A 22076-nucleotide genomic window follows, 5' to 3' on the forward strand; every position below is an offset into this window, starting at 1 on the left:
CTGAGGGCCCAACTGGGGGCTGCGGCTCGGCCGCAGGCCGCGGTCGACGGGGCTACGAACCCTCTGTGAACGCGGTGGCGTGGTCGGCGGCCCACTGGCGAAACGTTCGCGGCGCCGTGCCGAGGATGTCGGCCACCGCCGTGGTGACGTACGCGGGCTGTCCGACCGCCGCGCTCCACGCGGCGAGCAGCATGTCGACGACCGAGCTGGGTGCCGTACCCTCCGACAGGCTGCGGAACTCGTCCGGCGTCATCTCCTCGAATACGATCCGGCGCCCCAGGGCGTCAGCGATGACGTCCACCTGCGCGGCCTGGGTCAGCGATTCGGGGCCCGTGAGGACGTAGTCGCCTCCGACGTACCCGTCCTGATGGAGCGTTCGCGCCGCGACGGCCGCGACGTCGCGGTCGTCGACCGGTGCCGTCTCGGCAGCGCCGTGTGGCCACCGCACGATTTCGCCGGCCTGGATCGCGGGTGCCCACCAGGCCAGTGAGTTCGACGCGAGCATCCCCGGCCGGATGATCGTCGACTCGAGTCCGGTGGCCGCGAGGAGCCGCTCGATGTCGGCGTGCATCACCGCCATGGGATTGGGCTGCTGGAAGAAGGGGTGCGGCGTCTGGTGCGGGGAGGAGAGGAAGACGACCCGCCGCACGTGGGCTGCCAGCCGCTCGACGACTGCCGCCGCGGTCTGAGGCGGTGCGGTCCAGACGAGGAAGACCGCACCGGCGCCGTTCAATGCCGGGTCGAGCGACTCGGGCACGGTGAGGTCGCCGGTGAAGACCTCGACGTCCGTCGGCAGCGTCACCGCTGCCTCGGAGCGATGGGTGAGGGCGCGGACCGGTACGCCGGCATCGAGGAGCTGGTCGATGACGACGCGGCCGATCCGGCCCGTCGCCCCGGTGACGAGCACAGGAGGAGTGTCTGTCTGATTCACGCCGACCATGAAAACATTACTCGGTTAAAAACGCAACTCGGTCATGAATGTTACGGTGGTCGGATGAGCGAGCCGACAGGGCTGCGGGCCCGCAAGAAGGAGCGGACGCGCGACGCCATCGGCGGCGCGGCCGTCTCGCTGTTCCTGGAGCGCGGCTTCGACCGCGTCTCGGTCAACGACATCGCCGCCGCGGCCGAGATCTCCAAGCCGACCCTCTTCCGGTACTTCCCCACCAAGGAAGACCTGGTGCTGCACCGGTTCGCGGACCACCAGGGCGAAGCGGCACGCGTCGTCCGTGACCGCGGGTCAGGCGTCGAGCCGATGACGGCGCTGCACCGGCACTTCCGGGCCGGCCTCGATCGGTACGACCCCGTCACCGGCCTCAACGATCATCCCGAGGTGGTGGCCTTCCATCGGCTGGTGTTCACCACACCGAGCCTTGCGGGACGGCTCACGCGGTACCAGCTCGAGGACGAGGAGGCACTGGCGGACGCCCTCGGGGATGGCATCCAGGCGCGCCTGCGCGCCGCCCAGGTGCTCGCGGTCCAACGGGTGCTCGCCCGGACCAACTGGCAGAAGATCGCCGACGGTCGAACCGCCCACGACGTCCATCCCGAGGCCGTGGCCGATGCCGATCTGGCCTTCAGCCAGCTGCGGTGACAGTTGATCTTTCGGGCCGCTGCACGGCTCTCGCCACCTGCCCGTGGCCAGCGAGGGGGGTTCCGCGCTTGAGCCCGGCGCGGTAGCGACAGGGCGGTCAGTTCGAGAGCCGGGTGACGGTCCCTGTCCCGGCGGCACGGCCGTGGTGGCGGAAGGCGAACGACTGGCCTTCCGTGAGGGCGACGGGCCGTTCGAGCGCGACCGTGACCGTTCCCCCGTGCAGTGGTTGGAGCGCGTCCATGCCGTGGGGCAGGGTGACGGCCCCTCGTACCACGGCGGCACGGAGGTGGAACTGCAGACGATCACCAGTGCGTACGTCGGCACCGCCGTGTTCGTCGGCCAGCAGTGTGATGTCCGCCGTGAAGCAGGCATGCGCACCGACCGAGCCGGGCGTCGCCAGCACCTGTCCTCGTTCGACGGAGCCCAACGCCCCGCCGGGCAGCAGCAGGCCCGCATTCATGTCCGCACCCGCCTCCCCGATACGCCGGCGATGCGTCTCGATGCCCCGGACAGGAAGGATCGGACCGCCGTCCAAGCCGACGATCTCCACCTCGTCGCCTTCGCGAACCCGCCCTCGCTCGATCCGGCCCGTCAGCATGACCATCCGTCCCTGGTTGCGTTCGAAGACGTCCTCGACACACATCAGAAATGGTTCGTTCCCTGCTGCCATCAGGCTCCTTGTCACCGGCCACGACCGGGATCCGAAGCTAGCAGGACCCGGACCAGGGCAAGGACCAGGACCAGGACCAGGACCAGGACCAGGACCAGTGTGCGTGACTGAGGAGGGCGGGCGCGTACGACCTGGCCGGCCTGCGCCGGCAGCCACGTGCAAGCAGCCGGTGGACGTGGCACGTCACAAGTATTCGAAGTAGCGGGTCCACCAGGTCGCGCGGCCTTGATGGGGGCCGTAGCCGGCATAGAAGGGCCCTTCGTCGGCGAGTGGCGTCACGCCGTCATAGGGGCGGTGCAGTAGCCGTGGCGGGATCAGTGTGTAGCCGCACTCAGTGAGTGCGGACTCTATCCGGCGGCGGTCCGCTGCCGACAGGGCGCCTCCCAGGACGGCATGGTCCAGGTCGTCATGGCTGTCGGGCATCGGGGTGGTGACCACCGCGAGGTTGCCGTAGTTGCTCAGCCGCACACCCACGGGTATGCCCGCCTCGGCCGCCTCGGCCGGAATGGTGATCTTGAAGTAGTAACTGGCGTCCTGTATCTGGTCATCGAGTTTGCACGCCTGCCGGAAGTCCTCGTCCAGCCGGTCCTTGAGCCGGCCCGCTTGCGCCCTGGCCAGCGAGTAGTCGAAGCCTTCGGGGAACTCGAGATGGTCCGGCGCCGCAAGCCGATCCAGCGTGTGCAGCAGGTCCAGAACCTCAGCGTCATCGTTCATCGCGTCCACTCTAAGGAGGCCGCGAAACCGGCCGGGCCCTCCGTCGAAGGACGCCACGGCGATGCCGCCATTCTCGCCGTATGACGAACGCGCTCGTAGTCACATACGGCCTGGACGGCCGGCGCGTCCCCGGGGACCGCTCATGCGAAGCCGCGACATCCGGTGCAGGCTGGCAGTGAGGAAACGATCCGCTCGGCATCGCCCTGGAAGCAGCTGAGAAATCGGGCCCGGCCCTGGGACAGCGGTGCCCCTCAGCGTATGTCGTGCATGGGCGTGGGCGCGTCCGCCGCGGTTCGAGGCGCGCTGGGCCGATCCCAGGGAGCACCCCTTGTCCGCAGGGAGGAAGCGCGATGGAGATCAAAGGATCGGTGGCCCTGGTGACGGGCGCCAACCGCGGCATCGGGCGCGCGTTCGCCCGTGCGCTGATCGACCGCGGTGCGGCCAAGGTCTACGCCGGGGTCCGCGACCTGGCGAGTGTCGACGATGCGGACCTGGCTCCGCTGCGCCTGGACGTCACCGAGCCCGAGGACGTGGCCGCGGCGGCTGCCGCGGCGGGCGACGTCACCATCGTGATCAACAACGCCGGCGTCGGAGGATTCGACACCAAGCTCCTGACCGGCTCCTTCGACGGTGCGCGACAGGCGATGGAGATCAACTACTTCGGCACCTGGGCCGTCTCCCGTGCCTTCGCCCCCATCCTGGCCCGCAACGGCGGCGGCGCACTGGTGAACATGCTGTCGGTTGCCTCCTGGGCCTCGCGGCCCGACTACCCCGGGTATGCGGCCTCCAAGGCGGCCCAGTGGTCGCTGACGGGTGCGCTGCGACAGGGCTTGCGGGACCAGGGGACGCTCGTGGTCGGTGTCCACGCCGGTTTCGTGGAGACGGATCTCAGCTCCTTCACGGACGCAGCGAAGATCAGTGCCACCGACGTCGCGGAGCAGACCATGGAGGCCCTGGCGAACGACCAGGTCGAGGTCCTCGCCGACGAGCGGACCAGGCAGGTCAAGCAGGCCCTGTCACGACCGCCCGAACGCTGAGGACTCGTCGGAGCACCGGGCTGCGAACGTCATGGACGCGTGGCAGTCGGCCGCGTTTCCGCGAGCGGGCCGGCGAATACGTGGTGAGACTGGTGGTGCGAAGGAGGAGGCAGGATGAGTCACATCGCGCTGTGCGTCCGCTTCACACTGCGTGAAGGAGCGGGAGAGGCATTCGACGAGCTGGTCCGAGAGGCTGCCGCAGCGGTCCGTGCGCATGAGCCAGGCACACTCGTGTACGCCTGCTGCGAGGTCGAAGGAGCGCCGAACCAGCGCCTCTTCTACGAGCTCTACGCCGACCGCGCCGCCTTCGACGAGCACGCACGTCAGCCGCATGTCCGCCATTTCCTGCGCGAGTGCGAGAAGTACGCGGAATCGACGCTGATCGAACGCCTCCGCCCGTACGCCGGCAAATACCCTGCCCAAGGCGAGTAGCACGGTTCATCGGGACGCCCCTGGGACAGTTCCACGCGACCGGCCGGCCGGCGGTGCCGGCGGTGCCCGAACGGGTGCCCGAATGCCCCGTCAGGGCCTTTCGGGCTTGCGGGCCAGGAGGCAGGCGTGCGGTCTGTTCACCCGTCCGGCGGGCTCCTGCTCCAGTCGCGCGGTGACGACGAGTCCGGCCTGGCCCAGCAGGCCGACCATGTGGCCCAGGGGCAGAAGGTGCGATTCATAGGACACTGGCCGGCCATAGCCGTGGGTCGGCTGCAGCCGTTCATCGCCGACGTAGTCTCCCCAGAGCAGGAAGCCGCCGGGCGCGAGCGTGCGGTGGAATTCAGCGAACACCGCCGGCAGCCACTGCGGGGGCGTGTGGTGGGTGGAATACCAGGCCAGGATGCCGCCGAGTGCGTCGTCTCTCGTCTCCAGGGCCGTCATCGAGCCCTCGGTGAACCGCAGGTCCGGATAGGCGTGGCGGGCCAGGGCGATCATCTTCGGTGACAGATCGACGCCGAAGGCGGACACTCCCAGCCCGGCCAGGTGGGCCGTTATGCGGCCGGGCCCGCACCCCAAGTCCGCGACTGGTCCCAGACCGGCCGTCCGCACGAGTTCGGCGAGCCCCGCCAGCATCGCGCGGGACAACGGGTCCAACTCGGCTGGAGGCGGGACGCGTTCGACGTACTCGGCGGCGACCGTGTCGTACGACTCCCGGACAGCGGTCAGAAAGGAGGGCTCGGCCATGCGGGAGACCCTAGAGCAGCGACTCACGAACCGGCGGCGAGCAGCGGTCACGGCCGATCCAAAACATGCGCTAGATTCGGGACCCCTTCGCAAGTCCCAACTGCCTGAGGAACCAGCCGTGTCCCACATACCGCCCCTGGGCGGCCCGAACGCCTCGTACACCTCGGCGCAGATACGACGCAATCGCCTGATATTCCTCGGTGTGGTCCTCGTCCTCGCGGGCCTGGTGGCGTTCTGCGTCTGGGGTCCGCGCGACACGAAGGACCAGTCCGCGACACTCAAGGCCGGCGACTGCTTCGAGAACGTCGGCACGGACAAGGCTGCGAAGGCCGAGAAGCTCGACTGCACCGACCCGCACGCCGACTACAAAGTCCTCAAGATGGACAAGAACGGGGTCGTCGACACCTTCTCCTGCTCCGACGTCCCGGGCACGACCGGCTCGCTCACCCAGTCAGGCCCCGGAAACTTCGTCATTTGCTTCAAGAACAACGATGAGAAGCACAAGAAGTAGCCGGGCGCAGCCTACCCCCACCAACGGTCAGCCCAGGCGCAGTTGCTCGGCCAGTCCGATGATGATGCCCTCCGGGCCGCGGAGGTAGCAGAGCAGATAGCTGTCCTCGAACCGGGCGATCTCGCCGACGAGTTCGGCGCCGTGAGGGCGCAGGCGGGCAACGGTGTCCGCGAGGTCGTCGACGGCGAACATGACGCGGTGCGTGCCCACAATGTTGTGCGGCCGGTCGCGTGGCCCGGCGGTGATCGCCGCGGGGCTGCGGTACTTCGCCAGCTCGAGCCGGCTGTGACCGTCCGGGGTCCGGACCATCGCGATGTCGCAGCGGACGCCGTCGAGTCCGGTGCACTGGTCGGCGAAGTGGCCCTCGACCTCCGCTCTGCCCTCCAGCTCCATACCGAGTTCCACGAAGAACGCGATGGCGGCATCCATGTCCTCGACGACGATGCCGACGTTGTCCATCCGCTGAATCGCCATGCTGGTCTCTCCCTCGTCCTCGTACTCATCACTGGGTGCGGACGGGGACCTGTCACCGCGATGCCCTTCTGACCCGGCGTGACCGAAGCAGGTCCCCCGAGTCATCGGCCCATGTCCCGGTCCCCTACTTCCCCCGGTCCTGGTACCGGTAGTCGTAGTAATCCTTGCCGGCCACCAGGACCGAGGTGACGTACGTCGGCAGGCCGTCGGCGTCGCGCTCGACCTCCTGAGACGTCTGTCGGGTGAAGCCCAGCGACACGCCCGGGATCACCGGGTACTCAGGCTGCGACGTGTCGACCGTCCAGTCTCGCTCGGCGGCGCGCTGGAAGAGGATCGCGGCGGGGGAGGTGAAAACCTCGTCTCCGTCGAGCAGCACGTGGGTGCTGGACGTGCGGCCCTCACCGGGCCACCACAACTCGATGGCCGTGACATGGGTTCCGCCCTCGGCCAAGGCCTGTACGCCGACGTGGTCGAGGGTCCAGGACGCCTTCGCCGAGTTCCGGCTCGGGCGCCGCAGCACACGGGGCTCACCCCAGTCGGGCACTGCGGCGACCGCTTCGTCGAGCGTCATGCCCAGCAGGATCGGCGCAACGCCGCGCGGAGGGTCGAGTACCAGATCCATTGCCGAACCTCGTGGTTCCATGACGGCGTCATTTCAGGATGTCGTAGTTTATCGCCAGCCCTTCTTCGTCAGCACGGCCTGGAATTTCCTGTTGTTCTTGAGGCTGTCGACCATGTCCTTGATGTGGGTGTCGTACTTGTTGCCGTATAGACAACGGTTTCGTCGATGTCCATCTTCATGGCCTGGTCCCAGCGTCCGGCGTCGATCAGCTTCCGCTGTCTCGCCAGCCATTCGTCGCTCTGCTTGCTGGATCCCGTGCTCGACAGTTCGGTCCGGAAGCCGGGCGTGTCCAGGTGTGGCGATCAGGCCCTCGGGGTCCATCCGGGTGTGCGGGTTGGTGACGTATGCGATGGGGTTGGGCGCTGGTTCCAGTGCTTCTCCGTGGCGTCGACGGCCCGGCCCTGGGAGGAGGACAGGATCCGGGACACCGCCCGGTGCGCGTCCGCGCCGTGACCCTCGAACTTGTCTGCGAACTCCCGCATGGCGTCGGCCATGTCGCGGTGGTCGTCCTCGTCGACGTTCGGGAAGTTGATCCCTATGAAGTCCAGAACGTCGTCCAGCCATCCTGGGCGCAAACCCCGGTTCTCCACCCCTGCACGTCATCGTCAGGATGCTGTCCAAAGGAGCGACTACTCACTTTGAAGACCCGTCAGTCCACGAGCAGCACGAGTTTGCCGCGCACGGTCCCGGCTTCGCCGACGCGGTGGGCGTGGGCCACATCGGCCAAGGGGAAGGTCCGGCCGACCTGGACGGAGAACCGTCCCATCTCGGCCATTCGAGCGACCTGGGTCAGCGCGTAGGTGGCACGGCCGGTGTCGCCGCGGCTGAAGCGGACACCCGTCTGCCGCGCGCCGTGGAAGTCGGCGACCGTGATGACGTGTTCGGGTGCGCGCGTGAGATCCACGAGTTCGGGAAGGACGCCGCTGCCGGCGACGTCCAGTGCGAAATCGACACCCGTAGGTGTGATCAGCCGGACTCGTTCCGGTATCCCGTCGCCGTATGCCACCGGCTCGGCCCCTAGCGCGCGGAGGGCGTCGTGCGCGCCTGGCCTCCCTGTGCCGATGACCCGCGCCCCGCGTTCCACGGCGAGTTGGACAGCGGCACTCCCGACACTGCCAGACGCCCCGTTGATGAGCACGGTGCTGCCCGCCGTGACACCAAGCTGGTCGAGCGAGCGCGCTGCGGTCTCGGCGGCCGCGGGGATCGCCGCAGACCTCGCCCAGTCGAGCGCCTTCGGGATGGGCGCCCAAGAGGACAGCAGGGCCAACTCCGCTTGCGCGGCTCCGTAGGGTGAGGCTCCGAAGACCCGGTCACCGACTTCGACACCTGACACATCGTCGCCGATCTCGTCAACGATGCCGGCAGCCTCATAGCCCAGGGTCTGGGGCAGTTCCTGATCCATCAGGCCCTGACGCTTCTTCCAGTCGCTGGCGTTGATCCCGGCGGCACGGACCTTGATCCGGATCTCGCCGGCGCCGGGACGGGGATCGGGGAGGTCGACGATCTCAAGAACCTCCGGGCCGCCGAACCGGCTGAACTGTGCTGCCCTCATGACGCACTCCTTCCGCGGAAGGAGTGGCGGATCGTCCGATACCGCGTGCGCGCGTACGCCCTGTCCGGCCATCGGCTCGGCTCCAGAGCACGTTTCTACTCCGATGCGTCGAGCCTACCCGGGTGCATCCGTGGAAGGGCGCACCGACCCCGAACTGGCCTATTTCGCCAATGATTTGGAGAAGGACTTGCGGTTCGGGTGGCGGTATGTGATCAAATCTACCGATGCGTACCCCCCACATACAGACGCATCAACCTGCCCAGTCCGACGGCCCTCCCTCCGAAAGGGTTCCGCTCAGCCGCAATCCGTACGACGAACTGGCGTCACTGGCGGACGATCCGCTGGACAGCTTCCTTGCCGAGGACACCACCGTGCCCCGGCAGGAGGACGACTCCGAGGAGCCGTGGGCGCCGCCCAACCACCGGCGGGGCGGCCGCCGCCGCAACCGCGCCACCGGCCTGCCCACGATCGTCAGACTCCTCGCCTGGGCCCTCACCCTCGCCTGCCTCGTCACCCTCGCCGATCGCTGGGCTCTGCTCTACGCGGAGCACAAGGCCTCGGAACGGCTCAAGGACGAACTCGACCTCGCCGCGGCGCCCGAGGTGCGCATCGGAGGCTTCCCGTTCCTCACCCAGCTGGCCGCACGGCACCTGGACTCGGTCCAGGTCACCGTCCCCGACATCCCTGCCCAACGGGTCACCCTCACCCAGGTCACCGCCGACGCCGACGACATCCGTATCGACGGTGACAGCCCAACCGCCATCCGTGGCGCCCTCGTTCGGAAGATGCACGGCCGGGTCCTCCTCTCCTTCGCCGACATGAACCGTGAACTCGGCGCCTCTCAGGTCTCGTTCACCGCCCACGGTCCCGGCCGTGTGCAGGCGCGGGGCTCGCTGCGCATCGCCGGGCGCGATCTGTGGGTACGGGCCGACGCGCGCATCCGGCGCGACGGGGAGCGCGGCATCGCGGCCTCCGTGGACGGAATGCGGCTCGACATCGGCGATCTCGCGACGTACCGCCCCGGCACCGGGCCCGCCGAAGGGCTGCACCTGACCGGCGCCTCCGCACGCCGTCTGACCCGTGAGGCGGAGAAGATCAAGGCGTTTCTGTCGATCCCGGAGATCGTGCACCGCCTGGGCGTCCCCGACGGCGCGGTCCGGACGGCACTGCACGACGAGGACCGCCTGCACCGACTGACCGGTGCGCCGCGCTTCCTGCACCGCCTGACTCGCGTCAACTTGGTGGACGCGGCCATGGCCCACCCGCAGCTCCTCAAGCGGCTGGGCCTGGACCTGTCGCTGCTCACGACGCTGACCAAGCTCACCCGTCCGCAGATCGCCGACCGCTTCTCCTTCGCGTTCCAGCTGCCGAAACCGCCCGCGGGCGCCCTGCGCCTGCAGCGCGTGACGGTGGACAAGGACGGCATCCGCGCCGACGTCTCGGCGTCTGGGCTGCTTCTGGGCCACTGATCGCGGTCTTCGGACCGGGCGCCGGCCGACGCTCAGGGGCACGGGACGGGGGCGCCGAGGACGGTGCCCGCGTCCCGTGACCGCGACGTCCGGGACGCCGGCCTCGGCGGGGAGCGTGCCGCTCGTGAGGACCGGTCGACCCGAATTCGTCGCGCGCAGCAAGGCTCCCGTCACGTAATCTCCCAGCCCATGACCGTGCTGCATGGCGCCCTCGTCGTACTCCGCCCCACCGTCACCGAGGACGTTCCCGCCCTGGCCGTCATCCGGGCCACTCCCGAGGTACGGGCTCGATGGAGGGGCGGAGACGATCTCGAGGCCGACGTCGCCGCCGACCTCGAAGACCCCGGCTGCAACTGCCTGACCGTTCGCTATCGGCAGCGGATCGCCGGCATGATCCAGTGGCATTCCGAGGAGGAGCCGGACTATCGGCACGCCGGTATCGATCTCTTTCTCGATCCCGCCGTGCACGGCAGCGGACTGGGCACCGACGCCGTTCGCACACTGGCCCGCCACCTCGTCGACGAGTACGGCTACCACCGGCTGGTCATCGACCCGGCGGCCGACAACATCCCGGCGATCCGCTGCTACGAAAAGGCCGGGTTCCGGCCGGTCGGCATCATGCGGCAGTACGAGCGCGGTCCGGACGGCACCTGGCACGACGGCCTCTTGATGGACCTTCTGGCCACCGAACTGACGCGCTGACCCCGCCCACGGGCCGGGGGGCGATGGCAGGGAGCAGCCGCCGACGAGGACCGGCCCGCGCCAGCATGCGCAGCGCCCAAAAAAGGGCTCGCCGACCGCGATGCCGTGCGACCCGCTACGCCTTCGCCTGCTCGGGCGGTCCCCCCGCCGTACGTGACATCGCGGCAGGGGCGGTGAACAGCGCATGGACGGCGGCCCGCACCTGATCGGCGACCACCTCGGGGGTGGAGGCGTCGAGCTTGCCGTCGAGGTGCAGGAAGGCCAGGCCGTGGACGAGGGCCCATACCGTGGTCGACAGTGCCTCCACGTCGGCGCCGGGGAAGGCGCCACGGACGATCCCGCGGACGTATTCCGAGATCGCGGTGGTCGCGGCGACCCGTTCCTCGCTGTTCGGATCGCAGGGTTCCGCGAACATCACCCGGAACAGCGCCGGGCGCTCCAGCGCGAAGCGGACATAGGCGACGGCGATCGCCGCGAGCCCGTCCGGAGTCGTGGGTGAGGGGTGCGCCGCGGCCAGATATTCGGCGAGTTCGCGATAGCCCTGGGCGGCGACCGCGGAGACGAGTGCGTCGCGGTCCGCGTAGTGGCGGTAGGGGGCCGTCGGTGACACGCCGGCCCGCCGGGCCACGGCTCGCAGGGAGAGTCCGGCGCTGCCGTCCTCCTCGAGGAGTTCCCGCGCGGCGCGCAGGCAGGCGGCGCGCAGATCGCCGTGGTGGTAGGTGCCGCCCGCTTGCGGCATAGGTCACACTCCCCATGTTTGCATCGCTTACATCGCCGCTCTAATGTGAACGCTGTATACATCGTAAGCGATTGAGATCGAGAGGGGAACTCGGATGACCAGCGAGCTGTTCTCGCCCTTGTCCCTGCGCTCCGGGCACGTGCTGAACAACCGGATCGCCAAGGCGGCCATGGAGGAGAACATGGCCGGCGACGGCCAGCTCCCGGACAAGGAGCTGTTCGGGCTGTACCGGCGCTGGGCCGCCGGCGGCACCGGCCTGCTGATCACCGGCAACGTCATGGTCCACGCCGAGGCGCTGACCGGCCCCGCCGGTGTGGTGCTCGACGAGGCGGCGCCACTGGAGCCCTTCATCGAGTGGGCCAAGGCCGGCAAGTGCGGCGGCGGGGCGATCTGGATGCAGATCAACCACCCCGGCCGGCAGATCGGATCCGACATGCCAGGGGTCGTGTGGGGTCCCTCCGCGGTCGCCGTCGACCTGGGCAAGCACAGCAGCCGCTTCGGCCGCCCCGTCGCCATGACCCCCGAGCAGATCCAGGCGACCGTGACCCGGTACGCCGTCACGGCCCGGCGCGCCGAACAGGCGGGCTTCGACGGCGTGGAAATCCACGCCGCACACGGATACCTGCTGTCGCAGTTCCTGTCACCCCTGGTCAACAAGCGCACCGACCAGTGGGGCGGATCGCTGGAGAACCGGGCCCGGATGCTGCTGGACGTCGTCCGCGCCGTACGCGCCGCCGTCTCCCCCTCCTTCGCGGTCGCGGTGAAGCTCAACTCCGCCGACTTCCAGCGCGGCGGGTTCGACGCCGACGACGCACGCCAGGTGATCGAGATGCTCGCACCGCTCGGCGTCGACCTGGTCGAACTGTCCGGCGGCAGCTACGAGAGCCCGGCGATGTCGGGCCGCCCCGCCGACGCGCGCACGCAGGCCCGCGAGGCCTACTTCCTCGACCTGGCCAAGGACTTGGTCAAGACCAGCCCGCTGCCGCTCATGCTCACCGGCGGTATCACCCAGCGCACCACCGCCGAGACGGTCCTCGACAACGGCGTGGCGCTCATCGGGATGGGCACGGCCCTCGCCGTTACCCCGGACCTGCCCGACCGCTGGCGCCAGGGCCGCGAGGCCGACGGGCAGCTGCGGCCTGTGACCTGGTCCGACAAGGCCCTCGCCTCGGCCGCCGGCATGGCGCAGGTCCGCCACCAGATGCGCCGGATCGCCCGCGGAAGCCGTCCCACCCCCAGCACCCACCCGGCCTTCGCCCTCATCTCCGAACGGCGGAAGCAGCGACGGGCCCTGCGCCGCTACCGCGCCTGGCTGTCCGCGTCACAGGGCGCCGCCTAGTGCTCTGACCACGTAGGTTCGCCGGGTTGGGTGTCCGAGCGGTTGGATGAACGGTGACGTCCGATCTGACCGCTGGGGGTGTGGTGGCTGAGCCTGCCCGTGTGCGCAGGTTGACGGACCGGGAGGGGCAGAAGCTGCAGCAGATCGTGCCGGTGATCGCGAAGTTGGTGCAGGCCGACGAGGACACGGTCCGGGACGTGATCCACCGGTTCGACGAGATCGGTCTGGCCCGCTTGGACCCTCGGTGGGCGGGAGGCCGTCCCCGCAAAGACCTGGCAGGTCCGAGTCCGCCGGACCACCCACTGGGCGCTGACGCCCCCGCAGTTGACAGAGTTCGTGGCTGAAGCCGGATTCACCAACATCGTCTGGCACAGTCCGGCCTCCAGCGGGTACTACCAGCCCGTGCTCACCGCACAGCGCGCTCCCTCAGCGCAGTAGCCCGGACATCGGCTCCGTCTTGCCCGACTTTCCGTTCATCCATGGCAAACCGGTGAACGTTGCCGGTCAGAGCACTAGGCATACCGCGGGAAGGGTCCCAGGTGCGCGTCGCTCGCCGCGACCAACTGAGGCCCGTCAAGAAGACATCTCATCGGGCCAGTCTGCGAGAGCAGATGAGGGCTGCGGCGATGCCCGCGAACGCGAGGAAGTGTTCGGCCTTGCGGTCGTAGCGGCGGTGGAGTCGGCGGCCGGCGAGTGCTGGTGGTCGTGCACTGCGTCCGGCCCAGATCCGCCAGGTTCGAGCCGGTGTCGTAATTACGGGGCGTCAGGCACTGATTTCTCGCGTGCACCTTCCTGTCTCGCTAGCCGTACCCGGGTCGTCTGGCAGTACCAACCCGTCCCGGCGTTGTCGGGGCTGCTTACCGCTCGGCTCGGCATCCCCCGAGCCGAACTGCCCCCAGCTGCAATCGGATTGCTACGACAACCCGGTGGTGAAGGTCTCTCACCTCACTCGATTCCATGGCGCCTCGTGGCGCACCCACTCGATACGTCAGGACCGCCGCCATCCACCTCGCCGGACTCCGCATCGCCGCCATCTTCATCTGGTCGGCAAGGTGATCCGAAGGAATACGCTCTGGTGCTGTCAGTGCCCGTTGATATCGTGCTTCGTCCAGTCGTGGAGTTCGTGAAGGGACGGGGCGCGTGCGGGATGTGACTTGCCATCATGTTGGTGAGCAGCGGTTGGCCGAGGCGCTCGACGACATCGACGGTCGGGCCTACACGCGGTGGCACTCGCTGCGGTACGGCAGCATCTCACCGACGCTGATCCGGGCCATGGCGGACGAACTGCTCGACCATGTCGCCGCGCGAACGGTGACGGAGCCGGGGCTCGACGCCGCGGCCGGCACGGTCGCCGTCACCGCCGCGGAGTGTGTGCACGGAGTGCTGAGCATCATGTGCTTCCCGAACGGGGACCAGGAACTCCGGTTCCCCCTCGTCGGGGAGCGGATCGGCACGGACCCGGACGACGACGAGTTCGGGGACGGGCCCATCACCTTCCGGGACGTCGTCAAGGAGGCGCCCACCGCGCGGACCTGGCTCGACATGTTCGAGATGTGTGTCGTCAGCGGGCATGTGTGGGACTGGGAGCGGGTCACCGGGCTGCTGCTGCGCGGCGACTACGCGCCCGCCATCCGTGACGGCGTGCCCTACAACCGGTACACCTCCGTCTCCGACCCCGCCGACCTCGCCGCCATGGACGCCCTGTGCCCCTATCTCACCGAAGCGGCCGGGCATCTGCCCCGCGACTGGCCGACGGTCCCGCTGCGCAAGCCCGAAGCCGGAGAGCGCGCGGAGGCCGCCCGGCGGCTCGACGAGGTCGGCGACGCGCTGAGCGCGGACCAGCGGCTGCTCCGCGTACTCCTCGACGACGACCAGCACGCCTTCGAGGACGCCCTCGTCGCCCGGCTGGTCGCGTACCGGGAGAGCGTCGAGGCCGATGCCGGTGATCCCGCGCCCCGGTCCCTCCTCCCCCTCGGCACCCTCGCCCTGGCCTGCCTCGCCGTCCAGGTCCATGGGTGGGAACTCGGTGTCCGGTCCGGGTATCTGCCGTACGGTCTGCTGGGATCGCCGGAAGCGCAGCGCCGGGCGGCGGAGGGGAACCGCAACAACTTGGGCTACTGGGTCGCCAAGTAGGCCACCCGGGGGCGGGGCATCGGCGTGACGGGCGTGACAGATGCGATCTTGCGGGAGTACCGCGCCGACAGACGCGCGCGGCTGAAGGTGCTCGCGCTCATCGCGCTGATGCTGGCGTGCAGGGTGCTCGAGTCGACGGCTTGTGGGCCCTGTCCCTGTAGCGAACCCACACGGTGGTGCGGGCGAGCGGGATCGCCGTGGTGGGGGCGGTGCGGTGCGGGTGCGGAAGTGGGCCTGGACCGACATCCAGGACATCGTCGTGGAGACGGACCCGCCCCTACCGAGGCAGCACGTACGTCTGTGCGAGAGCCAAGGTCGGAAGACCACCCTGCCCCACGTCAGCGAACGCCATCTGCCGCATCTCCACGCCCTGCGACCCCGGTAGCCCCGCCGGCGCCGAGTCTCAGTCCGTGTCCTTCGCGATGATCCCCGTCTGGTTCCGACGGCAGCTGATCGACGGCATACGGTGCCGGGTTCGGACAGGCGTTCCATGGAGGGACGTACCCGTCGGGTATGTCCCGTGGGCCGCCTGGGCCTACCATCTGTTCCGCCGATGACTGCGAAACGGCACCTGGCACAAGCGATCAACGGGTGACTGTGACCCACCGCCCTCATGCGCTGGAATCCACATTCCACGCCTCAGGCAGATCACTGCCGCAGAAGACGCAGACGAAATCCTCCTCGCGCACGATGTTGTGCTCCTGGCAGCCAGGGCACCGCCGGAATACCACCTCATAGGTGAAGCCGGACGGCCGCCCAAGTTCTACGGTGTCCAGCGCCCGGGCGACTTCAGACCAGGAGCTGACGTCCGGGCAGTACCCGGTGGAGTGGTTGCTTACATCACCGACCGTCCATCGGCCCGCCTCACGGCTGAAGCGGATCTCGCCAGCGCTCAGAACCAATGCTCCTCCAGCGCAAGCAACGTGCTCGCTTCGCCGTGGGGCCAGCCGAAGCACACCCTCCACGTCGACCACGAAGGTGAACGGTTCGGCCAGTTCCACTGCCGATTGCTCAGCGACCCATCTCCCGAAGTCAGCCGCCGAGCCGATCCGGCACCCGCCGCTGCCAGGTCGGACCGCAGCCTTCACCTCAATAGGCCCGACATACCGGTAACTCCGCCCCCGCACGCTCATGCGAGCCAACCTAGGCGCATACTCTGCTTCCCGTCCGCACCACCTGGGGGACCGCACCCATTTGAGATGAACGCGGCTGAACGGCGCGCCTCCTGACGGCCGTTGACGGCGCGGTTCCGTCAGAACCGCGCCGTCTGGGCTCTGGCGTTTCAGCGGACGCCGACCGCCTTGAGGACCTTCAGTGCGCCGGTCAGGAGGGTGGCCCAGGTTTCGGGGCTGATGCCCGCCGGTGGGGTGATGCCCTGGATGCGCTGGTGGGCGACGGTCTGGGGCTCGGTGTACTTGAGGATGCCGTCGGCTCCGTGGCGGCGACCGAGTCCCGAGTCGCCCATGCCGCCCATCGGCGCGTCGATGCTTCCCCACGCGGCCGCGAATGCTTCGTTCACGTTGACGGTGCCGGCGTGCACACGGGCGGCGACGGCCCGGCCACGAGCCCCGTTGCCGGACCAGACGCTGGCATTGAGCCCGTACGGCGTGGCATTCGCCTGCGCGATAGCCTCGTCGACGCTGCCGTAGGAGTAGATCGACACGACCGGACCAAAGGTCTCGTGCTCGTGCAGCGTCATGTCGGGGGTGACATCGGCGAGGATCGTCGGCTCGTAGAACAGCGGCCCCAGGTCCGGCCGTGCCTTTCCGCCGGCAAGGACGGTGGCGCCCTTGGCGACGGCGTCGTCGACGTGCGCGGTGACGGTCCGAAGCTGGGAGGAGGTCGTGAGGCTGCCGACGTCGATGCTGTAGTCGTAGGCAGCACCGATCTTGAGCCGCTTGGTGCGCGCGACGAACGCGTCGACGAACCGGTCACGGATCGACTCGGCCACGTACAGGCGCTCGATGGAGACGCAGAGCTGGCCGGCCGAGGGGAAGCACGCGGCGACGGCGCGCGACCTTGACTGTTTCCTGCTGGGGCGAGGGCATCGGCGCGGCTCCCTGGCTCGTATGTTGACAGCGATTACATGACCGTATCCGCCAATGTGAGCACCGTCAACAATCCGGAAGTGGCGCACGACCCGCCGACCCACGCCAGACCGGTCCGGCCCGAAAGTCCCCGCACACGAGGGAGCGGACGACGTGATTTCCCCTCAACTGCCGTGCAGCGCGGCCTTGAGGAAGTCGACTGCGAGCTTGCGGGCGACGTTGGCGGCGCGGGTGTCGCGCAGACTGTCCAGGAGGAGGAAGTCGTGCACCATGCCGGCCACCCGGACCGCGGTGACGTCGACACCGGCCTCGCGCAGCTTGTTCGCGTACTGCTCACCCTCGTCGCGCAGCACGTCGGCCTCGTCGGTGATGAGCAGAGTGGGCGGCAGACTCCGGAGTTCCTCCAGGGACGCCTGCAGCGGGGAGGCATGCACTTCGGCGCGCTGGGCGGGGTCGGTGGTGTAGGCGTCCCAGAACCACTTCATGCCATCGCGGGTGAGGTAGTAACCCTCGGCGAACTGGCGGTAGGAGGGGGTGTCGAAGTCGGCGTTGGTCACCGGATAGAGCAGGCACTGGGCCTTGAGGTCGATCCCGCCACGCTCCTGGTTCATGAGCGCGAAGACCGTCGACATGCAGCCGCCGACCGAGTCGCCGGCGACGGCGATGCGTGAGGTGTCCAGGCCATGCTCCGCCCCGTCCTTCATGACCCACTGGCCCACGGCGTAGTTCTGCTCCACCTGGGTGGGGTACTTCGCCTCCGGCGCGCGGTCGTAGACAGGGAAGACGCCCGCGGCATTCGCGCCGACGGTCAGTTCGCGGAAGATGCGGTCGTGGGTCTTGTCGTCTCCGAAGACCCAGCCGGCGCCGTGGATGTAGAACACCACCGGCAGCGGCCCCGTCGCCCCCTTGGGCCGGATGATGCGGGTGCGGACCGTACCCCACTCGCCGGTGTCGACGTCGACCCATTCCTCGTCGACGTCCGGGCGAGGCACGCTGGAGTCGCTCTGCAGGCCGAGCAGGATCTCGCGCCCCTGCTCCGGGGGAACCTCGTAGATCCGGGGGTGGGGGTCGGTCGCCTCCGTCAGCTCCTTCGCGGCGGGTTCGAGGTACGGGGTGATCGGCGGTGGAAGATCGGTCATGCTCACTCACTCCACGTCTCGGGCACAGGAGTGCCCAGTCGTACGGCCTGACGAAGCAGCCGCTGCTGGCGACGGTCGCCCCCCGGACACAACTCCCCCGATCCATCGTTGGCGCACCCAGCGCAGCCCGCAACCGCCGCACACGGCCCCCATGGGACTTCCGACCCCTCCTGCCGGACGTATCGGGTACGAGAAGGGATCGCACCGGACGGGTGCGAGTCGGGCGCGCCCGGCTCGCACCCGTCCGGGTCCGGATGGCCCTCCCCTCAGCCCCGGGCGACCGACGCCCGGGCCCCGGGCACCGGGCACCGGGCCCCGGGCAGGAATGTTGACACTGCCTGCATCGCCCCCTAGGGTCATGTAAGCAACGCACACATGGCTCGACGCCCGGCCTTTGCCCGGGGCCACCGAGCCGATCACCGACCCCGTGACGTCGTGTCCCGCTGCCCCGAGGCGCTGGATCCGTCACCACCGCAGGAGGAGAGAGGCGCACATGACCGCGGTCCTTTTCGTCGTGTCCGCAGCCGACCACTGGACGCTGAACGACGGAACAAAGCACCCCTCAGGGTTCTGGGGCGAGGAACTCGCGATGCCGCACAAGATCTTCACCGAGGCGGGCTGGCACGTCACGATCGCGACCCCCGGCGGCACGGCTCCGACACTGGACCGGCTGAGCATGTCCCGAACCGCCGGCCTGCCGTCCAAGCTGCGCGAGGTCGCCCGGTACCTGGACTCGATCCAGGCCGCGCTGAACCGTCCCGAGGCACTGGAGAACATCGACCCGGACGAGTTCGACCTCGTGTTCTACCCCGGCGGACACGGCCCGATGGAGGATCTTGCGTACGACCCGGGCTCGGGCGCACTGCTCACCCGGGTACTTCGGTCCGGGAAACCGCTGGCACTGCTCTGCCACGCTCCGGCCGCCACGCTGGCGGCCAGGGACGCGGACGGGACCTGGCCGTTCGCCGGGTACCGGATGACCGGCCTGTCCAACGCGGAGGAGAAGCTCAACGGTTTCGGCCGCAAGGCTCCCTGGTTCCTGGAGGACCGCTTGCGCGATGAGGGCGCGAACTACGTCAAGGGACGCCTGCCCCTGCTCCCGTTCGTGGTGGTCGACCGCAATCTGTACACCGGCCAGAACCCCACTTCCTCGGAACGGCTCGCCAGGCGGCTGGTGGCCGATCTGAGCGGGGCGACGCGCTGAGTCGATCCCGCCGACCGGCGGACCGGACTGCCAGACTGCCGGACTGCCGGTGGGGCGGCGCGGCAACGGGGCAGCCGGGCAGCGGGCAGCGGGCAGCGGGCAGCGGGCAGCGGGCAGCGGGCAGCGGGCAGCGGGCAGCGGGCAGCGGGCAGCGGGCAGCACGGAACGCTTGGCGCCGACGTCAGTTGCCAACGCTCGTAGCCCCCTTACGACAGGCGCCGCCGTACGCGCCCTCTTCAGCGGTCGCGGCTACGAACGGGGGGCCGGCACCCTTCTCGGGAAGGGGTCAGGATCGAAACCGAGGGGGCGGCCCCCGTGCCCAGAGCGCGGGGTACTGAGGCCGCCCAGGCCCTGCCGGTCCTGTCGACGCGCAAGGCACTTCCACGCTAGGGCACGCCCGAGGCGGACGCGCACTCGGTGCGCCGTGTGGGTTGACCGGCGCGCAGCGACGCACCCCGATGACCGGGGCCGGCGACCGTCCTCTTGCGAAGACGGCTGGCGCGTGGCGCCCCTGCACGCCAAGAGCATGTTACGGGGCCGCTCGTCGGGCGGCGCCCAGGCGGGGGGTGGCCAGCGCGGCGGCCGACGCAACGGCGGCGTCCAGGCGCCGCCCAGAGCACCGAGTTCGCCGCCCGCTGGGACGCCCATGACGTCGAGTACTACCGCAGCGGGCGACAGCGTTTCCACCACCCCGACGTCGGCGATCTCGACCTCGACTACGACGCCCTCGAAATCCCCGCCGCCCCCGGCCTGACCGTCGTCACCTACACCCTCGCCGCCACCTCACCCCACGCATCCGCCTTCGCTCGGCTCCACGAACAAGCCGCGTCGCTATGAACAAGCCACGCCGCCATGAAGACGAAGCCCAGGACGATCGTGCCGAAAACCCCTCGATGACGGAGCGCGAAAGGGACCCGGGCGGCCTCAAACAGGTCCCCTCAGGGCGACGGCTGCCTCCCGGGCGGGTTTGACGGGGATCCCGGCGGCTTAGAGCCTGGTCGGGAGGAGTAGTGGTGGCCCATGACCGGTTCGCGTGACGTGCTGGATCCTGACTTCGCGGGTGCCGTCCTGCGCGACGTGGGCGCCGGTGTCTTCACCCTGGACACGGCCGGGCTGATCACCTACGCCAACCCATGGGCGGAACGGCTGCTGGCCCGGCCGGCAGCCGAGATGCGGGGACACGATTCCCATGACCTCCTCCACCGCAGCCCCGAGGGCAGTCCGGTCCCGCGTGAGCAGTGCCTGATGCGGACCCCGCTGACGGGCAGCCGGGACGCCGTCGAAGGCAGCGAGGAGTACTTCCTGCGCGGTGACGGCGTCCTGCTGCCGATCATCTGGTCGGCGACGCCCCTGCTGCTGGCAGGCGAGCCGGCCGGGCTGGTCGTCGTCTTCAGCGACTTCAGCCTGCACCGGGACGCCGAAGAACGGGCAAGCGCCCACACCGCCGCACTGGAAGCACTCACCAACCGGCTGAATCTCCTCTCCGAAGTGTCGTCGGTCCTGATGTCCCACATCGACGCCGCCGCGGCAGCGCGGAAACTGCTTCCCCTCCTCGTACCGGAACTCGGCCACTGGGCCGCCGTCGACCTCATCGACGCACACTCCGGCGCCCTCGAACGCGTCGCGGTGCGCAGCCCCGCCCACCCGGATCACGCCAAAGGGCTGACGGGACCGCTCGCACTGCCCGTCTCGCATCGGCCGGAGACCTTCCGCGGCGACCGTCCGATCCTGCTCCAGGCCGCCGACACGACCGATCCGAGCTCCCCACTCGCAGCCACCCACCGCATCCTGTTCGAGCAGCTCGGCGGCCACTGGGCCACCGCCGTACCGATCCGCTCCCGTCGGCACTACCACGGCCTGCTGACCGTCGCCCGGGCCGACGACCGCCGGCCGCCGACCGAGGCCGAGACACGGCTCCTCGCCGACATCGGACGCAGGCTCGCGCTGGTGCTGGACAACAGCCGGCTCTACGAGGAACAGCGCAACGTCGCGGAGACCATGCAGCGCCAGCTCCTGGCACCCCTGCCGCAAGTCGACCACCTGCGCATGGCCGCCCGCTATCTGCCGGCACAGCGCGCCATGGAGATCGGAGGCGACTGGTACGACGCCTTCCTCCTCGCCGACGGCATCATGGCCCTGGTCATCGGAGACGTCGTCGGCCACGACCTTCAGGCCGCCGTCCACATGGCCGAGGTACGCAACATGCTGCGTGCTCTGGCCTGGACCCACGTGGAGCCACCCAGCATGATCATGCGCCGGCTGGACGAGGCGGTGACCCACACCAGCGACGCGCCGATGGCCACCCTGGTCTTCGCCCGCATCGAAGGCCCCGAAGGAGGCCCCTGGCAACTGCACTGGGTCAACGCCGGTCACCCGCCGCCGCTGCTGATCACGCCTGATGGAGCCACCCGTTTCCTCACCAGCGGGCATGGACCGCTGATCGGAATCAGTGCCACCCTGCACCTCGGCCTGACCTGGCCGGACGCGCACGAAACGCTCCCCCCGGAAGCCATCGTCCTCTTCTACACCGACGGCCTCGTCGAGAACCGCGACCGCCCGATCGACGCCGGCATGGCCAGACTCCGCCATCACGCCTCCGTCCTGGCCCGTCAATCACCCGACCGAAGCATCGACGACTTCTGCGACCAACTTCTGCAATGCCTGGCCCCTCACGGCGATGACACCGCTCTGCTCGCCCTACGCCTCCCACCGGCCGGAGCCGGCACCACCGGCGATCACAGCACGCCACCACCCGCGCAGGGCGCCCACAGCCCCGCCGCCCCGGAACGAGCCGCCCCCGGCTCCCTCGAGGAGCAAGCTCCCGTTCAAGACCCCACACGAGAGACGCGCGAGGCACTGCAGGACCCCAGCAGACCCGACCTGTAGTCGGAAGCCGACTGCCCCGCAGGTGATCGAGTGCCCGTCAGGAACGCCGTGCGCGTCACCGGGGTCCGCG

The 22076-nt window shown here is 69.3% G+C and carries 22 protein-coding genes and 3 pseudogenes; 12 read left to right on the forward strand and 13 right to left on the reverse strand.

The window, feature by feature from the left end; all coding sequences use genetic code 11:
- Positions 1-52: 52 nt before the first annotated feature.
- Positions 53-940 (reverse strand): NAD(P)H-binding protein, encoded by an 888-nt coding sequence (locus AB0N17_RS39550; protein WP_366016508.1) that lies wholly within the window; start codon positions 938-940, stop codon positions 53-55.
- A gap of 54 nt (positions 941-994) precedes the next feature.
- Between AB0N17_RS39550 and AB0N17_RS39555 the strand changes: the two genes are divergently transcribed.
- Positions 995-1591 carry a TetR family transcriptional regulator gene (locus tag AB0N17_RS39555; protein WP_366016509.1) on the forward strand — a complete coding sequence of 199 codons (597 nt, stop codon included), beginning with the start codon at positions 995-997 and terminating at the stop codon, positions 1589-1591.
- 97 nt (positions 1592-1688) lie between these two features.
- On the opposite strand, the gene AB0N17_RS39560 is transcribed toward AB0N17_RS39555, so the two are convergent.
- Entirely contained in the window at positions 1689-2261 is a 573-nt protein-coding gene (locus AB0N17_RS39560; RefSeq protein ID WP_366016510.1) for an EF-Tu/IF-2/RF-3 family GTPase, read from the reverse strand.
- A gap of 183 nt (positions 2262-2444) precedes the next feature.
- The gene (locus tag AB0N17_RS39565; RefSeq protein ID WP_366016511.1) at positions 2445-2975 is read right to left on the reverse strand and encodes a hypothetical protein; all 531 of its coding nucleotides are present in this window, start codon (positions 2973-2975) and stop codon (positions 2445-2447) included.
- 350 nt (positions 2976-3325) lie between these two features.
- On the opposite strand from AB0N17_RS39565, the gene AB0N17_RS39570 reads away from it, so the two are divergent.
- Positions 3326-4012: an SDR family oxidoreductase gene (locus tag AB0N17_RS39570; protein WP_366016512.1), complete on the forward strand. Its 687-nt coding sequence runs from the start codon at positions 3326-3328 to the stop codon at positions 4010-4012.
- A 114-nt stretch (positions 4013-4126) separates the two neighbouring features.
- Positions 4127-4444, forward strand: coding sequence for an antibiotic biosynthesis monooxygenase (locus tag AB0N17_RS39575; RefSeq protein ID WP_366016513.1), 318 nt, complete (start codon positions 4127-4129; stop codon positions 4442-4444).
- A 90-nt stretch (positions 4445-4534) separates the two neighbouring features.
- On the opposite strand, the gene AB0N17_RS39580 is transcribed toward AB0N17_RS39575, so the two are convergent.
- Complete coding sequence (locus AB0N17_RS39580; RefSeq protein ID WP_366016514.1) at positions 4535-5188, reverse strand: methyltransferase domain-containing protein; 654 nt, start codon at positions 5186-5188, stop codon at positions 4535-4537.
- A 118-nt stretch (positions 5189-5306) separates the two neighbouring features.
- Here AB0N17_RS39580 and AB0N17_RS39585 point away from each other — a divergent pair, with 118 nt between their 5' ends.
- A complete protein-coding gene (locus AB0N17_RS39585) occupies positions 5307-5699 on the forward strand; it encodes a hypothetical protein (protein WP_366016515.1) in 393 nt (130 codons plus the stop codon).
- Between the two features lie 27 nt (positions 5700-5726).
- Here the strand turns inward: AB0N17_RS39585 and AB0N17_RS39590 are convergent, their stop codons facing one another.
- The 4 genes from AB0N17_RS39590 to AB0N17_RS39605 form a co-directional block, all read right to left on the reverse strand.
- Entirely contained in the window at positions 5727-6173 is a 447-nt protein-coding gene (locus AB0N17_RS39590) for a VOC family protein (RefSeq protein WP_366016516.1), read from the reverse strand.
- Positions 6174-6297: 124 nt separating this feature from the next.
- Positions 6298-6744 (reverse strand): hypothetical protein, encoded by a 447-nt coding sequence (locus tag AB0N17_RS39595; RefSeq protein WP_366016517.1) that lies wholly within the window; start codon positions 6742-6744, stop codon positions 6298-6300.
- A 353-nt stretch (positions 6745-7097) separates the two neighbouring features.
- Positions 7098-7370 (reverse strand): hypothetical protein, encoded by a 273-nt coding sequence (locus AB0N17_RS39600; RefSeq protein ID WP_366016518.1) that lies wholly within the window; start codon positions 7368-7370, stop codon positions 7098-7100.
- Between the two features lie 74 nt (positions 7371-7444).
- Complete coding sequence (locus tag AB0N17_RS39605; protein ID WP_366016519.1) at positions 7445-8347, reverse strand: NADP-dependent oxidoreductase; 903 nt, start codon at positions 8345-8347, stop codon at positions 7445-7447.
- A gap of 224 nt (positions 8348-8571) precedes the next feature.
- On the opposite strand from AB0N17_RS39605, the gene AB0N17_RS39610 reads away from it, so the two are divergent.
- A complete protein-coding gene (locus AB0N17_RS39610; protein WP_366016520.1) occupies positions 8572-9816 on the forward strand; it encodes a DUF2993 domain-containing protein in 1245 nt (414 codons plus the stop codon).
- A gap of 189 nt (positions 9817-10005) precedes the next feature.
- Positions 10006-10518 (forward strand): GNAT family protein, encoded by a 513-nt coding sequence (locus tag AB0N17_RS39615; protein WP_366016521.1) that lies wholly within the window; start codon positions 10006-10008, stop codon positions 10516-10518.
- A 115-nt stretch (positions 10519-10633) separates the two neighbouring features.
- On the opposite strand, the gene AB0N17_RS39620 is transcribed toward AB0N17_RS39615, so the two are convergent.
- On the reverse strand, positions 10634-11257 hold the full coding sequence (locus AB0N17_RS39620; protein ID WP_366016522.1) for a TetR/AcrR family transcriptional regulator: 624 nt from the start codon (positions 11255-11257) through the stop codon (positions 10634-10636).
- A gap of 94 nt (positions 11258-11351) precedes the next feature.
- On the opposite strand from AB0N17_RS39620, the gene AB0N17_RS39625 reads away from it, so the two are divergent.
- A complete protein-coding gene (locus AB0N17_RS39625; RefSeq protein WP_366016523.1) occupies positions 11352-12596 on the forward strand; it encodes an NADH:flavin oxidoreductase/NADH oxidase family protein in 1245 nt (414 codons plus the stop codon).
- Positions 12597-12679: 83 nt separating this feature from the next.
- Positions 12680-12862, forward strand: a pseudogene (locus AB0N17_RS39630) (helix-turn-helix domain-containing protein); the annotation flags it as partial.
- 320 nt (positions 12863-13182) lie between these two features.
- On the opposite strand, the pseudogene AB0N17_RS39635 reads toward AB0N17_RS39630, so the two are convergent.
- A pseudogene (locus AB0N17_RS39635) lies at positions 13183-13290 on the reverse strand (IS5/IS1182 family transposase); the annotation flags it as partial.
- Positions 13291-13736: 446 nt separating this feature from the next.
- Here AB0N17_RS39635 and AB0N17_RS39640 point away from each other — a divergent pair.
- Positions 13737-14729, forward strand: coding sequence for an immunity 49 family protein (locus AB0N17_RS39640; RefSeq protein WP_366016524.1), 993 nt, complete (start codon positions 13737-13739; stop codon positions 14727-14729).
- Positions 14730-15340: 611 nt separating this feature from the next.
- On the opposite strand, the gene AB0N17_RS39645 is transcribed toward AB0N17_RS39640, so the two are convergent.
- From AB0N17_RS39645 to AB0N17_RS39655, 3 genes and pseudogenes are all read right to left on the reverse strand, one after another.
- Positions 15341-15862, reverse strand: a complete 522-nt coding sequence (locus AB0N17_RS39645) for a hypothetical protein (protein WP_366016525.1) — start codon at positions 15860-15862, stop codon at positions 15341-15343.
- 149 nt (positions 15863-16011) lie between these two features.
- Positions 16012-16740, reverse strand: a pseudogene (locus tag AB0N17_RS39650) (aldehyde dehydrogenase family protein); the annotation flags it as partial.
- A gap of 201 nt (positions 16741-16941) precedes the next feature.
- Positions 16942-17916: an alpha/beta hydrolase gene (locus AB0N17_RS39655; protein WP_366016526.1), complete on the reverse strand. Its 975-nt coding sequence runs from the start codon at positions 17914-17916 to the stop codon at positions 16942-16944.
- Positions 17917-18409: 493 nt separating this feature from the next.
- Here AB0N17_RS39655 and AB0N17_RS39660 point away from each other — a divergent pair, with 493 nt between their 5' ends.
- The 3 genes from AB0N17_RS39660 (at position 18410) to AB0N17_RS39670 (ending at position 22006) form a co-directional block, all read left to right on the forward strand.
- Positions 18410-19120 carry a type 1 glutamine amidotransferase domain-containing protein gene (locus AB0N17_RS39660; protein WP_366016527.1) on the forward strand — a complete coding sequence of 237 codons (711 nt, stop codon included), beginning with the start codon at positions 18410-18412 and terminating at the stop codon, positions 19118-19120.
- Between the two features lie 483 nt (positions 19121-19603).
- Positions 19604-19957, forward strand: coding sequence for a hypothetical protein (locus AB0N17_RS39665; protein WP_366016528.1), 354 nt, complete (start codon positions 19604-19606; stop codon positions 19955-19957).
- A 183-nt stretch (positions 19958-20140) separates the two neighbouring features.
- Positions 20141-22006 (forward strand): SpoIIE family protein phosphatase, encoded by a 1866-nt coding sequence (locus AB0N17_RS39670; RefSeq protein ID WP_366016529.1) that lies wholly within the window; start codon positions 20141-20143, stop codon positions 22004-22006.
- Positions 22007-22076 lie beyond the last annotated feature (70 nt).

Source organism: Streptomyces sp. NPDC051133 (assembly GCF_040682635.1).
Lineage (GTDB): Bacteria > Actinomycetota > Actinomycetes > Streptomycetales > Streptomycetaceae > Streptomyces.